17 protein-coding genes are annotated in these 12,859 nt (G+C 53.2%); 1 reads left to right on the top strand and 16 read right to left on the bottom strand.

Annotated features, from left to right (window positions below; translation table 11 throughout):
* Positions 1 to 26: 26 nt before the first annotated feature.
* The 7 genes from ACTG20_RS12400 to ACTG20_RS12370 form a co-directional block, all read right to left on the bottom strand.
* Entirely contained in the window at positions 27 to 1,058 is a 1,032-nt protein-coding gene (locus ACTG20_RS12400) for a zonular occludens toxin domain-containing protein (protein WP_439987694.1), read from the bottom strand.
* Positions 1,055 to 1,324 carry a DUF2523 domain-containing protein gene (locus ACTG20_RS12395; protein ID WP_236318139.1) on the bottom strand — a complete coding sequence of 90 codons (270 nt, stop codon included), beginning with the start codon at positions 1,322 to 1,324 and terminating at the stop codon, positions 1,055 to 1,057. Before ACTG20_RS12395 ends, ACTG20_RS12400 begins: the two co-directional genes overlap by 4 nt.
* The gene (locus tag ACTG20_RS12390; protein ID WP_439987693.1) at positions 1,321 to 2,607 is read right to left on the bottom strand and encodes a virulence factor TspB C-terminal domain-related protein; all 1,287 of its coding nucleotides are present in this window, start codon (positions 2,605 to 2,607) and stop codon (positions 1,321 to 1,323) included. The genes ACTG20_RS12395 and ACTG20_RS12390 overlap by 4 nt, the downstream gene beginning before the upstream one ends.
* 70 nt (positions 2,608 to 2,677) lie before the next feature.
* Positions 2,678 to 2,992, bottom strand: a complete 315-nt coding sequence (locus ACTG20_RS12385; protein WP_263086283.1) for a hypothetical protein — start codon at positions 2,990 to 2,992, stop codon at positions 2,678 to 2,680.
* A 17-nt stretch (positions 2,993 to 3,009) separates the two neighbouring features.
* Positions 3,010 to 3,234, bottom strand: a complete 225-nt coding sequence (locus ACTG20_RS12380) for a major capsid protein (RefSeq protein ID WP_439987692.1) — start codon at positions 3,232 to 3,234, stop codon at positions 3,010 to 3,012.
* A gap of 64 nt (positions 3,235 to 3,298) precedes the next feature.
* Entirely contained in the window at positions 3,299 to 3,625 is a 327-nt protein-coding gene (locus tag ACTG20_RS12375; RefSeq protein WP_440008018.1) for a hypothetical protein, read from the bottom strand.
* Positions 3,622 to 5,523 carry a phage/plasmid replication protein, II/X family gene (locus ACTG20_RS12370; protein WP_439987691.1) on the bottom strand — a complete coding sequence of 634 codons (1,902 nt, stop codon included), beginning with the start codon at positions 5,521 to 5,523 and terminating at the stop codon, positions 3,622 to 3,624. Before ACTG20_RS12370 ends, ACTG20_RS12375 begins: the two co-directional genes overlap by 4 nt.
* A gap of 141 nt (positions 5,524 to 5,664) precedes the next feature.
* Between ACTG20_RS12370 and ACTG20_RS12365 the strand changes: the two genes are divergently transcribed.
* The gene (locus tag ACTG20_RS12365) at positions 5,665 to 5,874 is read left to right on the top strand and encodes a hypothetical protein (RefSeq protein ID WP_234915500.1); all 210 of its coding nucleotides are present in this window, start codon (positions 5,665 to 5,667) and stop codon (positions 5,872 to 5,874) included.
* Positions 5,875 to 6,516: 642 nt separating this feature from the next.
* Here ACTG20_RS12365 and ACTG20_RS12360 read toward each other — a convergent pair.
* The 9 genes from ACTG20_RS12360 to ACTG20_RS12320 form a co-directional block, all read right to left on the bottom strand.
* Entirely contained in the window at positions 6,517 to 6,855 is a 339-nt protein-coding gene (locus ACTG20_RS12360) for a hypothetical protein (RefSeq protein ID WP_439987696.1), read from the bottom strand.
* A 22-nt stretch (positions 6,856 to 6,877) separates the two neighbouring features.
* Positions 6,878 to 7,171 carry a hypothetical protein gene (locus tag ACTG20_RS12355; protein ID WP_439987695.1) on the bottom strand — a complete coding sequence of 98 codons (294 nt, stop codon included), beginning with the start codon at positions 7,169 to 7,171 and terminating at the stop codon, positions 6,878 to 6,880.
* A 121-nt stretch (positions 7,172 to 7,292) separates the two neighbouring features.
* Positions 7,293 to 8,324, bottom strand: a complete 1,032-nt coding sequence (locus tag ACTG20_RS12350) for a zonular occludens toxin domain-containing protein (protein WP_439987694.1) — start codon at positions 8,322 to 8,324, stop codon at positions 7,293 to 7,295.
* Positions 8,321 to 8,590 carry a DUF2523 domain-containing protein gene (locus tag ACTG20_RS12345; protein WP_236318139.1) on the bottom strand — a complete coding sequence of 90 codons (270 nt, stop codon included), beginning with the start codon at positions 8,588 to 8,590 and terminating at the stop codon, positions 8,321 to 8,323. The genes ACTG20_RS12350 and ACTG20_RS12345 overlap by 4 nt, the downstream gene beginning before the upstream one ends.
* Positions 8,587 to 9,873: a virulence factor TspB C-terminal domain-related protein gene (locus tag ACTG20_RS12340; protein WP_439987693.1), complete on the bottom strand. Its 1,287-nt coding sequence runs from the start codon at positions 9,871 to 9,873 to the stop codon at positions 8,587 to 8,589. The genes ACTG20_RS12345 and ACTG20_RS12340 overlap by 4 nt, the downstream gene beginning before the upstream one ends.
* 70 nt (positions 9,874 to 9,943) lie before the next feature.
* Positions 9,944 to 10,258: a hypothetical protein gene (locus ACTG20_RS12335; RefSeq protein WP_263086283.1), complete on the bottom strand. Its 315-nt coding sequence runs from the start codon at positions 10,256 to 10,258 to the stop codon at positions 9,944 to 9,946.
* A gap of 17 nt (positions 10,259 to 10,275) precedes the next feature.
* Positions 10,276 to 10,500 carry a major capsid protein gene (locus ACTG20_RS12330; protein WP_439987692.1) on the bottom strand — a complete coding sequence of 75 codons (225 nt, stop codon included), beginning with the start codon at positions 10,498 to 10,500 and terminating at the stop codon, positions 10,276 to 10,278.
* A 64-nt stretch (positions 10,501 to 10,564) separates the two neighbouring features.
* Positions 10,565 to 10,891 (bottom strand): hypothetical protein, encoded by a 327-nt coding sequence (locus ACTG20_RS12325; RefSeq protein WP_440008018.1) that lies wholly within the window; start codon positions 10,889 to 10,891, stop codon positions 10,565 to 10,567.
* Positions 10,888 to 12,789 (bottom strand): phage/plasmid replication protein, II/X family, encoded by a 1,902-nt coding sequence (locus tag ACTG20_RS12320; RefSeq protein WP_439987691.1) that lies wholly within the window; start codon positions 12,787 to 12,789, stop codon positions 10,888 to 10,890. The genes ACTG20_RS12325 and ACTG20_RS12320 overlap by 4 nt, the downstream gene beginning before the upstream one ends.
* Positions 12,790 to 12,859 lie beyond the last annotated feature (70 nt).

Below are 12,859 nucleotides of genomic sequence, written 5' to 3'. Positions count from 1 at the left end.
TTATCGGCATCTGGTGAGAGATAACATCAGGACTCGACTTGCTGCACCGGCGTCCTGGTATCGGTCTTGGTGGGTTCGGGCTCGCGGTATGGGTCAAAGGTGCCACGGGCCACACGTTCGCGGCACTGGCCATCGCTCATCTCAACCTTGGTCATCTGCTGCGTGTAACACATGCAGCGGTCAGCATCAGCGATACAGGCAGCCACAACGGGCATTGTGACCACGTTGCGAAGATGGTCATAGGCCGGTGCCGTGTTCGGCTCCCCCTGTACTCTCGGGATGAAAGTCTCCCTGATATCGACTTCCCTCACCTCACGAACTGGCGCGGCCGGCACGGTCTGAACCCCTGCCCCAGCCTCACCAGTTGACGACATTGCAAACGGGGAACTGCCTTGAGGTGCAGCAGCTGCTGCAACCGGCGCTCCTGGTACTGGCGGGGCAAACCCCTCACTGAATACCTTGTAGATCCCCCACCCTATCAACGGCGACAGCAGGATGGGAACCACAATAAACCAAACTGCCTTCGGGATTCTGAATTTCACCTGCTGGTGAATACTGGCGCTCTTATATAAACCAAAGGAGCGCTTTGGATGCTTCCATTTTAATTTAGTGAGCGCTGTCTTGAATGCGGTATCAGGGCTCGCCTTGCATTCGCTCCACTCGTAGACCATTACGCCAAGGGCGGTTCTACGAACGTGAATATGGCGACCAACCAAGCGGCGGATATTCGCGTGAATAAGGTTCGGGTGCTGAGTGATTATTGTGAAATCAAGGCCGCGGTGCCGGTGAGTTTCAAACTCAGCAATGGAACGATGCGGCGCTTTGCCCGCTGACTCTGGCCGCCAAATACGTTGAGCCTCATCAACGACCAAATGAGCACCTTGGGGTGCCCAGTCTGGCCAGTCGAGCATATCAGGGGCTACTTCATGAGGTATCAGCAAGTCAGGAATACCATCAACGTAAAGTTGGCGGCCTGCCTTAGCTTCCGGCTGCAATATTTGGTCTACGGCGTAAAGCGTTTTTCCGCCACCTGGAACACCTGTTATCAGAGTAATCATTTTATTTGAAACCTCTTCCAAACTTGGATTGATAAACGGGCCATGATGGCAGCTACAACAATGCCAAAGGCGTCATTGAAACCCGCGATTGCGAACACCTGCAATATATCCGATGGCAGGTTGTCGTAATTTCCCCGCGCTCTGGATATAAGCGTATTTACAGCGGCCACAACAGCCGCATAGCTAACAACACCGACTCCCAACTGAATAAGAACCCGAGTGACTATCGGGCCAGCAATGGATAAAAGCCACGCAGCAATATTCATGATTCAGCCCCCTTGCGAGTAATTCCAGCAACGATAAAGCCAGCAGCCACGAAGGCCAGCGCAATGACCAGCGGACGCAGCAGGCTAGCGAACTGGCAGACCGGCGAATAAGAGATCTTCAAGGAGTGCTCATCCCAAAGCGGTATGACCTTATCAGCGGGGCATTGTGACGTTGAGGAACCCCACGGGGTATAGGAAACATCAACGGGCCGTTCCTCGACCTCGAGTTTTTCATCCTTGAGTTCACCCATCTCAGCACAAGCTATCGACATAGGGTTAGCCTCACAGAACGTCGGTTTTTCCTTCTCTGGTTGAGTGCCGCCAGAACCACCGGCGGGGCCAGTATCAGGGACAACATTAGGGTTGGTAGCGCCTTCAATTTTAACGGGGCCAACATCTACGCGAACCCTGTTAGGCTGGGATGGAGTGGGCGCGGGAGATATATCAACGCGGTCTCTATACCAGTTGCCATTTTTAAAGTAAGGGTCACCGAGCCAAGATGAAAACGGAGGAAAGCTAGTTGATGAAATAGGAACGCCACCATCTCTAAGTGATGGGATGTGATTAAATCCATCAGAAAGAACTCCATCTGGAATATCTCTGGAATCAAAATAACCAGACTGCAATGGAGTTGGAGAGGGTTTATTAGGGTCTTTTGGATTGGTGCAGGATGTAGCAACGTTGCCGACGATAGTGCAAGAAACAGCAACAAGCTCGAAATAACCAGCGGGACTACCATTAGTAAAAGAGACGTTACACTTTGTATCAGTGATATTCGTGAGTTTATAAGAAGGGTTGGCGGCAACTGCTTTAGTGCAAGCCTGAGTGCGAGTTGAACCAAAATAACAGGTGCCTGAACAGGCCTTGTATGCCTGACCATACTGATATGAATTATCGTATCCAGTTAAATCAGGAGCATGGCACCAAGCAGTGCCAGTATCATCACAGGGAACAAGACCATCAGAAGTTAACCAGTTATAAACCTCATACGCGCCAACAGCAGTTACACCAGCGGGGCCAAGTTTACTAACTACGTTACGAAACGTATTGCGAGCAATATTACGTTCAACAGCCAAAGCAACAGCAGTTGACGCAGTAGTTCCAGAAACGGTTACCGCTCCTGTAGTTCTGACGAAACCCATATTATCGATTACGCCAGCAGCAGTCCAAACACCATCAACTTGTTTAACGCCCTCAAGGGTCATTGTCGTATAACCGGCACTGACGATAGACGAAAACATGGCCGCGATGATAAACACGGCGGCCTTGTATTTGGTAACCATATTTACCTCGACGTGAAGAATATAAAAAACATGCCCAGCATAGCGATGGACACATATACGGCCTCGGGCGTCATGAATCACCCCCTACATGCATTGAAGAAGCCAGGGTTCGATAGGCCCATGCGATAGCCCAGACAACACCGATAGCAATGCAGATTGCACCAGCCTGATAGGCGGTGATCATCTGGCAGTTCACAAGCTGGGGAGTAGATACAACGACCGTTCCGGTACTGGATATGGTCTTGAGGGAGGAGCCTTCGACCTGGGTAAAGTAAGGGGTAGGATTGCCGTTCTGGTCGGTTCCTACCCCTGACATGTCGGCGGCCATGGCGGCCAACGTTGACTCGGGGGTGTTATAACAGACGCCTTTGTACTGAAATGACATACAACACCCCCGAGCTATTACATGGCCGCACGGACCATCTTGTATCCCTTGATGGCCGCCAAGATCCCCAGAACGGCGACACCAATCAAACCGGCAGCAGTACCGACCTTGGCGATAACAGCCAGAACTGCTGACACATCGATGTCACCCTCAGCAGCGAAGGCCGGAACGGACGCAGTAGCCACAACAGCAGTGGCACCGATTTTCTTGAGCAGAGCAACAGCTTGATTTTGCTTTTCCATGGTCTTATCTCCCTATAGGGTTGGTTAAACCCCCTGCCCCGACCATGGGCAAGGAGCGGTGAAACTACACCTTAGCGTGAGCGGCTTGGCTCACTGGCTTCCAGCCGACAACGAGCAGCTTGGTCTGCTTCATGCCCAACTGGGGGGCGAACTGAACTTCGATAAGGCCAGGCAGAACACCACCGGCCCGAGCTGCTGCGTGCAGATCCTTAGCCAGCTTGTTGCCGTTGGAGGTATCGAGCGGGAGCTTACCGATGTTCACACCGGCAAAGCCGTTATCAATCATCAGCTCATCCTCGATCACGTGCATATTGGCCCAGTCAAAGGCCTCTTTGCCCGGCTCATCCATTGAGCCAAAACGCACCTGAAGGGCGTTCACAACCATGTTCATGCCTGCCATATCTCTTCCTCGCTTTTGATAGTGCGGCCCCGTGAGTCGGTGGCCTGATGTGCCCAGTACCAAAGCCGGTCTAACCGTGCTTTCGTGTGGCGAATACGTTCACGCAGCGCGATGGCCTGCGGGATTTTCTCGTGGTCTTGTTCGGCGTCGGCCAGTTCAGAGCGAAGAGCATCGAGCACAATGGACAACTTGCGGTGCTCGGTGTCGGCGTATGAACGGGCATCAAATTCGGTGGACTTCGGAGCGCCCAGGTAGTCGGCAAAGTCGATGGCCAATTGCTCATCGTCATACTCGGGCGGCTGCTCAGGTTCGGGGAGCTTGTTGTCTGCGCGGTACTGGGTGACGTTGCCACGAACCAGCTCGAACGTGCCATCGTCAAACACAGCCAAGTGCAGCTGCTCGCCACCCATACCGCCGAGGTCGCCATTGAGGCGAATAGGCCGACCGGCGATAAGGTGAGATACACAGGAACCGGCGACATCGAGCGGCAGACCGGAGACCTTGCTGACCTCTTTGGCTATCAGCTGCTCGCGGGATTCGCCGAGTGCCTGGACGAAGCCCTTGCCGAACTTGCTGCCAATGCTCGACATATCACCGGCTGAATCAAGGACGGTGCCCACAGGCTCGACATAGTTCGCAGGGCGCTGGTTGTTGAAGTCCATCTTGATCAGGTGCAGCAGCTTAACGGTCTTCTTGGCGCGGAGGTTCTGCATCTGAGCCTTAGTGATACCAACATCCATCAAGGCTTTAACAGAGTCATAAAACGAGCTGGAAGCCGTGAGGCGCTTGACCTTATCCCAGCCATCGGTAGCCAGGGAGCGATAGAACATCATCAGCCTGTCGGCGCGGGTGTAGTTCCATTTGTCGGTGAATGACCCATCAGGGTTTAAAATCTGTTTACATCTTCCATATGTCTGACGCAGTTTTTCCTGCACCTTGGCATCCTGAGTCAGGTGAACTTTGCTATCGCCAAGGGCGGTCATCATATCGGCGAACATGTCACGCCAAGCCCACTCGCAGAAGCTCATGCCCTCACGCTTCTCGAACTCAGAGACAAAGCTCAGGAACTGCCACACGTTGCGCGGGATCTGCTTCTTCTCAAACCAGCGAGTGTACCCCCTGCCCTCAAGACGCAGACGATGCTGCGCGAACTCCTGAAGCTCAGGCGATTGCATGGCCTTGATAACGGAGTCATAGCGGGAGGTCTTTTCTTTGCGGGCGGCGGCCTGAAGGTTCTTAAGCTGATTCTCCATCTCGTAGTCTTTGGCGTAGACAACGAGCACATGAGCACGTCCAGCGTCCTGCATGTCTTTGGTGCGGCGATTGAAGTAGATAGTAGAGGCGTAATCAGCCTCTTTGGATGGGCGCATATGGCGGTGAGACAGCTGGCCGATGGCGCTCAGGCAGTTGGCCATTGTCTCGGAATCAGGGAGCTGGATGCTGTATGTGCAGTCTACGCGGCGTATGTGAGCAGAGCCGAAGTCGAGCATTTCAGCGACTCGGGGCAGGGCTCGAGTGAAAGCCGCGATAAGCTCGAGGATGCCAGTAGCAGCACAGTCTGGCCCGAACACGTTGTGACCCTGGAGCAGCTTAGCCGGTGACCCCTTGATAGCAATGCAAGGCCAACTTCTATTGAGCTGGGCTTGATGGAGCTTGCAGGTAATGTCAGTGAACGAACTAGGGACTGACTCCCAGGGATGGTACAGGTCATGGAGTTTCCCCTCCGGGTCAATTGAGAAATCGACTCTCTTCGAGCCCAGTCTTAAGCCACGGCGCCCACACTCTTCGAGATCCACTATTCCAACGATGTCGGATGCACCAGCGCCGATGCGCTGCACTGTGCAGAACCGTTGTTGAAACGGAATGTGGATTTCCCAGAAGTCGTACATGTTTTGGCGTCCCGTGCCGATTATCGTTTTTGCCTAATTTTCTAAGAAATTAGGATTACACGGAACATTAGGTTCTCAGAGCTTAGATGTCAAGAAACTATGAATCTCAGATTCAAAGACGGTTAGACTGTATGGATACACATGGTTGAAATTGAAAGGGTTGATATGCCTACCAAACACATAGATGACGCGACGTGGAGACGGGTTGAATCTGAGACTGTAAAGGCAGTGATCGCCACAAAGACGAGCCTGAAGGACACAGAGGTGCTGAAGATCCTGATACAGAAGGGGCTCCAGGAGATCAGGGAGGAAGACTACCTGAACTACCTGCGGAAGAAGAAGGAGAAGTAGCTGATGGCCGTGATCTAGGTGTACTGAATCACGAGGCCTGCGGGGCTACGCCCCCCGCGGGACCCCCGAACCCCCGAGTAACTCCCCTACCCTCATTTTTAACGCTAACCATCTGAAAAGACTAAACATTAGTCCAGCTGATGCGTCCGGCTCTCGGAGTCCAAGCCACAGTTAGAGTTCGTGGCTTCGCCGACCCCGAGGGTCGGGCCGTCCCCGCCCCCGGGGCGCGCAAGCGCATCCCCCAGGGCGTGTACGTCCCTACCCCTCCGAAGAAAGGCGAGCTACGTCTATCTGGTGCTGTTTGGTGGGGGTTCTGGGGGGGGGGTTACGCACGGCTGCGCATAATGCGGTTTATATTCAACGCCCCTTCGGGCGTCCTGCTGCTTCGCAGGTTAGCAGGCCGGCAGCGCTAAACATAAACGCTGGACATTATGCGCAGTCGCACAAGCCTCTGGGAAAGGCGTCCTCAACGTTCGTGATGCGCTGAGGCGTTTGCCTCCCTCAGTGCCGGAAAGCCTCAAAGGCCGGTTTTGCAGGGAAAGGAGTGGTGCTTGCCTCACAGCAGCATTCCAAAGAAGTTTCGGCGGGCCCACCTACGTCACGACAATCAGCCGCAGAGGGCCGCCTTATACTCGCCATGGCCTACGGCCGCTCGTGACCGTAGACATCATCAACCTGGATGGTCATCAATTCACGCATCAGAGAGCTGGACTGATATGAGGAAACAAAACTAACCAAAAGCTCAAACACAAGAACGCCATCAGGCCCTTCATAGGCCCAACGTTCCAACTCACGCGGCGTAATTAACGAATCTAGTAGCGGAAGAGCCTCAGAAGGCCTGCGGAAAATCTCAAAACCATTTGTCATATCAAATAGATATGACAATGCGTGCTTCATAACAGCGTCTTCACTGACGGACTCTGACATGTCAGAGATCATGTACCGAGCTTTGGCTCCCATCCGGAGCAAAAGTAAATTCATGGAAACTCCATTTAAGTAACAGTTACTTAGAAGTGATTCCACAACACGATACATCAAGTGCATCGATCAAGCGCTGTATAGATTTGGCATCGAGGTCTACACCGATACGCGGCCCGTAGAACTTGGCGGCGGTCAACAGAGAACTCAACGTAGAAACGTCATCCCGATTAACAGTAAGAGTTATGTTTTTGTGGTGCTGGCGCTCGCGATAACGGCGCTGCTTCTCTGCTGGGGTCAACGGTGCATCCCCCAAACATGGACGCCCTGGGGAACGAGTCACACCGAGTTCGAGCTGCACTTCCTTTTGCTTGGCCATGTTCATCACTCCATTTGGTAACTGTTACTTAATTATAGCTCAGACCAAGAAATGAGCAAGATAAAGTAACAGTTACTTTATGCCGATAAATGGGGTTATCGGCATCTGGTGAGAGATAACATCAGGACTCGACTTGCTGCACCGGCGTCCTGGTATCGGTCTTGGTGGGTTCGGGCTCGCGGTATGGGTCAAAGGTGCCACGGGCCACACGTTCGCGGCACTGGCCATCGCTCATCTCAACCTTGGTCATCTGCTGCGTGTAACACATGCAGCGGTCAGCATCAGCGATACAGGCAGCCACAACGGGCATTGTGACCACGTTGCGAAGATGGTCATAGGCCGGTGCCGTGTTCGGCTCCCCCTGTACTCTCGGGATGAAAGTCTCCCTGATATCGACTTCCCTCACCTCACGAACTGGCGCGGCCGGCACGGTCTGAACCCCTGCCCCAGCCTCACCAGTTGACGACATTGCAAACGGGGAACTGCCTTGAGGTGCAGCAGCTGCTGCAACCGGCGCTCCTGGTACTGGCGGGGCAAACCCCTCACTGAATACCTTGTAGATCCCCCACCCTATCAACGGCGACAGCAGGATGGGAACCACAATAAACCAAACTGCCTTCGGGATTCTGAATTTCACCTGCTGGTGAATACTGGCGCTCTTATATAAACCAAAGGAGCGCTTTGGATGCTTCCATTTTAATTTAGTGAGCGCTGTCTTGAATGCGGTATCAGGGCTCGCCTTGCATTCGCTCCACTCGTAGACCATTACGCCAAGGGCGGTTCTACGAACGTGAATATGGCGACCAACCAAGCGGCGGATATTCGCGTGAATAAGGTTCGGGTGCTGAGTGATTATTGTGAAATCAAGGCCGCGGTGCCGGTGAGTTTCAAACTCAGCAATGGAACGATGCGGCGCTTTGCCCGCTGACTCTGGCCGCCAAATACGTTGAGCCTCATCAACGACCAAATGAGCACCTTGGGGTGCCCAGTCTGGCCAGTCGAGCATATCAGGGGCTACTTCATGAGGTATCAGCAAGTCAGGAATACCATCAACGTAAAGTTGGCGGCCTGCCTTAGCTTCCGGCTGCAATATTTGGTCTACGGCGTAAAGCGTTTTTCCGCCACCTGGAACACCTGTTATCAGAGTAATCATTTTATTTGAAACCTCTTCCAAACTTGGATTGATAAACGGGCCATGATGGCAGCTACAACAATGCCAAAGGCGTCATTGAAACCCGCGATTGCGAACACCTGCAATATATCCGATGGCAGGTTGTCGTAATTTCCCCGCGCTCTGGATATAAGCGTATTTACAGCGGCCACAACAGCCGCATAGCTAACAACACCGACTCCCAACTGAATAAGAACCCGAGTGACTATCGGGCCAGCAATGGATAAAAGCCACGCAGCAATATTCATGATTCAGCCCCCTTGCGAGTAATTCCAGCAACGATAAAGCCAGCAGCCACGAAGGCCAGCGCAATGACCAGCGGACGCAGCAGGCTAGCGAACTGGCAGACCGGCGAATAAGAGATCTTCAAGGAGTGCTCATCCCAAAGCGGTATGACCTTATCAGCGGGGCATTGTGACGTTGAGGAACCCCACGGGGTATAGGAAACATCAACGGGCCGTTCCTCGACCTCGAGTTTTTCATCCTTGAGTTCACCCATCTCAGCACAAGCTATCGACATAGGGTTAGCCTCACAGAACGTCGGTTTTTCCTTCTCTGGTTGAGTGCCGCCAGAACCACCGGCGGGGCCAGTATCAGGGACAACATTAGGGTTGGTAGCGCCTTCAATTTTAACGGGGCCAACATCTACGCGAACCCTGTTAGGCTGGGATGGAGTGGGCGCGGGAGATATATCAACGCGGTCTCTATACCAGTTGCCATTTTTAAAGTAAGGGTCACCGAGCCAAGATGAAAACGGAGGAAAGCTAGTTGATGAAATAGGAACGCCACCATCTCTAAGTGATGGGATGTGATTAAATCCATCAGAAAGAACTCCATCTGGAATATCTCTGGAATCAAAATAACCAGACTGCAATGGAGTTGGAGAGGGTTTATTAGGGTCTTTTGGATTGGTGCAGGATGTAGCAACGTTGCCGACGATAGTGCAAGAAACAGCAACAAGCTCGAAATAACCAGCGGGACTACCATTAGTAAAAGAGACGTTACACTTTGTATCAGTGATATTCGTGAGTTTATAAGAAGGGTTGGCGGCAACTGCTTTAGTGCAAGCCTGAGTGCGAGTTGAACCAAAATAACAGGTGCCTGAACAGGCCTTGTATGCCTGACCATACTGATATGAATTATCGTATCCAGTTAAATCAGGAGCATGGCACCAAGCAGTGCCAGTATCATCACAGGGAACAAGACCATCAGAAGTTAACCAGTTATAAACCTCATACGCGCCAACAGCAGTTACACCAGCGGGGCCAAGTTTACTAACTACGTTACGAAACGTATTGCGAGCAATATTACGTTCAACAGCCAAAGCAACAGCAGTTGACGCAGTAGTTCCAGAAACGGTTACCGCTCCTGTAGTTCTGACGAAACCCATATTATCGATTACGCCAGCAGCAGTCCAAACACCATCAACTTGTTTAACGCCCTCAAGGGTCATTGTCGTATAACCGGCACTGACGATAGACGAAAACATGGCCGCGATGATAAACACGGCGGCCTTGTATTTGGTAACCATATTTACCTCGACGTGAAGAATATAAAAAACATGCCCAGCATAGCGATGGACACATATACGGCCTCGGGCGTCATGAATCACCCCCTACATGCATTGAAGAAGCCAGGGTTCGATAGGCCCATGCGATAGCCCAGACAACACCGATAGCAATGCAGATTGCACCAGCCTGATAGGCGGTGATCATCTGGCAGTTCACAAGCTGGGGAGTAGATACAACGACCGTTCCGGTACTGGATATGGTCTTGAGGGAGGAGCCTTCGACCTGGGTAAAGTAAGGGGTAGGATTGCCGTTCTGGTCGGTTCCTACCCCTGACATGTCGGCGGCCATGGCGGCCAACGTTGACTCGGGGGTGTTATAACAGACGCCTTTGTACTGAAATGACATACAACACCCCCGAGCTATTACATGGCCGCACGGACCATCTTGTATCCCTTGATGGCCGCCAAGATCCCCAGAACGGCGACACCAATCAAACCGGCAGCAGTACCGACCTTGGCGATAACAGCCAGAACTGCTGACACATCGATGTCACCCTCAGCAGCGAAGGCCGGAACGGACGCAGTAGCCACAACAGCAGTGGCACCGATTTTCTTGAGCAGAGCAACAGCTTGATTTTGCTTTTCCATGGTCTTATCTCCCTATAGGGTTGGTTAAACCCCCTGCCCCGACCATGGGCAAGGAGCGGTGAAACTACACCTTAGCGTGAGCGGCTTGGCTCACTGGCTTCCAGCCGACAACGAGCAGCTTGGTCTGCTTCATGCCCAACTGGGGGGCGAACTGAACTTCGATAAGGCCAGGCAGAACACCACCGGCCCGAGCTGCTGCGTGCAGATCCTTAGCCAGCTTGTTGCCGTTGGAGGTATCGAGCGGGAGCTTACCGATGTTCACACCGGCAAAGCCGTTATCAATCATCAGCTCATCCTCGATCACGTGCATATTGGCCCAGTCAAAGGCCTCTTTGCCCGGCTCATCCATTGAGCCAAAACGCACCTGAAGGGCGTTCACAACCATGTTCATGCCTGCCATATCTCTTCCTCGCTTTTGATAGTGCGGCCCCGTGAGTCGGTGGCCTGATGTGCCCAGTACCAAAGCCGGTCTAACCGTGCTTTCGTGTGGCGAATACGTTCACGCAGCGCGATGGCCTGCGGGATTTTCTCGTGGTCTTGTTCGGCGTCGGCCAGTTCAGAGCGAAGAGCATCGAGCACAATGGACAACTTGCGGTGCTCGGTGTCGGCGTATGAACGGGCATCAAATTCGGTGGACTTCGGAGCGCCCAGGTAGTCGGCAAAGTCGATGGCCAATTGCTCATCGTCATACTCGGGCGGCTGCTCAGGTTCGGGGAGCTTGTTGTCTGCGCGGTACTGGGTGACGTTGCCACGAACCAGCTCGAACGTGCCATCGTCAAACACAGCCAAGTGCAGCTGCTCGCCACCCATACCGCCGAGGTCGCCATTGAGGCGAATAGGCCGACCGGCGATAAGGTGAGATACACAGGAACCGGCGACATCGAGCGGCAGACCGGAGACCTTGCTGACCTCTTTGGCTATCAGCTGCTCGCGGGATTCGCCGAGTGCCTGGACGAAGCCCTTGCCGAACTTGCTGCCAATGCTCGACATATCACCGGCTGAATCAAGGACGGTGCCCACAGGCTCGACATAGTTCGCAGGGCGCTGGTTGTTGAAGTCCATCTTGATCAGGTGCAGCAGCTTAACGGTCTTCTTGGCGCGGAGGTTCTGCATCTGAGCCTTAGTGATACCAACATCCATCAAGGCTTTAACAGAGTCATAAAACGAGCTGGAAGCCGTGAGGCGCTTGACCTTATCCCAGCCATCGGTAGCCAGGGAGCGATAGAACATCATCAGCCTGTCGGCGCGGGTGTAGTTCCATTTGTCGGTGAATGACCCATCAGGGTTTAAAATCTGTTTACATCTTCCATATGTCTGACGCAGTTTTTCCTGCACCTTGGCATCCTGAGTCAGGTGAACTTTGCTATCGCCAAGGGCGGTCATCATATCGGCGAACATGTCACGCCAAGCCCACTCGCAGAAGCTCATGCCCTCACGCTTCTCGAACTCAGAGACAAAGCTCAGGAACTGCCACACGTTGCGCGGGATCTGCTTCTTCTCAAACCAGCGAGTGTACCCCCTGCCCTCAAGACGCAGACGATGCTGCGCGAACTCCTGAAGCTCAGGCGATTGCATGGCCTTGATAACGGAGTCATAGCGGGAGGTCTTTTCTTTGCGGGCGGCGGCCTGAAGGTTCTTAAGCTGATTCTCCATCTCGTAGTCTTTGGCGTAGACAACGAGCACATGAGCACGTCCAGCGTCCTGCATGTCTTTGGTGCGGCGATTGAAGTAGATAGTAGAGGCGTAATCAGCCTCTTTGGATGGGCGCATATGGCGGTGAGACAGCTGGCCGATGGCGCTCAGGCAGTTGGCCATTGTCTCGGAATCAGGGAGCTGGATGCTGTATGTGCAGTCTACGCGGCGTATGTGAGCAGAGCCGAAGTCGAGCATTTCAGCGACTCGGGGCAGGGCTCGAGTGAAAGCCGCGATAAGCTCGAGGATGCCAGTAGCAGCACAGTCTGGCCCGAACACGTTGTGACCCTGGAGCAGCTTAGCCGGTGACCCCTTGATAGCAATGCAAGGCCAACTTCTATTGAGCTGGGCTTGATGGAGCTTGCAGGTAATGTCAGTGAACGAACTAGGGACTGACTCCCAGGGATGGTACAGGTCATGGAGTTTCCCCTCCGGGTCAATTGAGAAATCGACTCTCTTCGAGCCCAGTCTTAAGCCACGGCGCCCACACTCTTCGAGATCCACTATTCCAACGATGTCGGATGCACCAGCGCCGATGCGCTGCACTGTGCAGAACCGTTGTTGAAACGGAATGTGGATTTCCCAGAAGTCGTACATGTTTTGGCGTCCCGTGCCGATTATCGTTTTTGCCTAATTTTCTAAGAAATTAGGATTACACGGAACATTA

It is taken from the genome of Aeromonas sp. 84A (assembly GCF_051919345.1).
GTDB classification, from domain to species: domain Bacteria; phylum Pseudomonadota; class Gammaproteobacteria; order Enterobacterales; family Aeromonadaceae; genus Aeromonas; species Aeromonas veronii.
The sequence above is the reverse complement of the archived record's forward strand: the minus strand, read 5'-3'. Positions and strand labels throughout refer to the sequence as shown.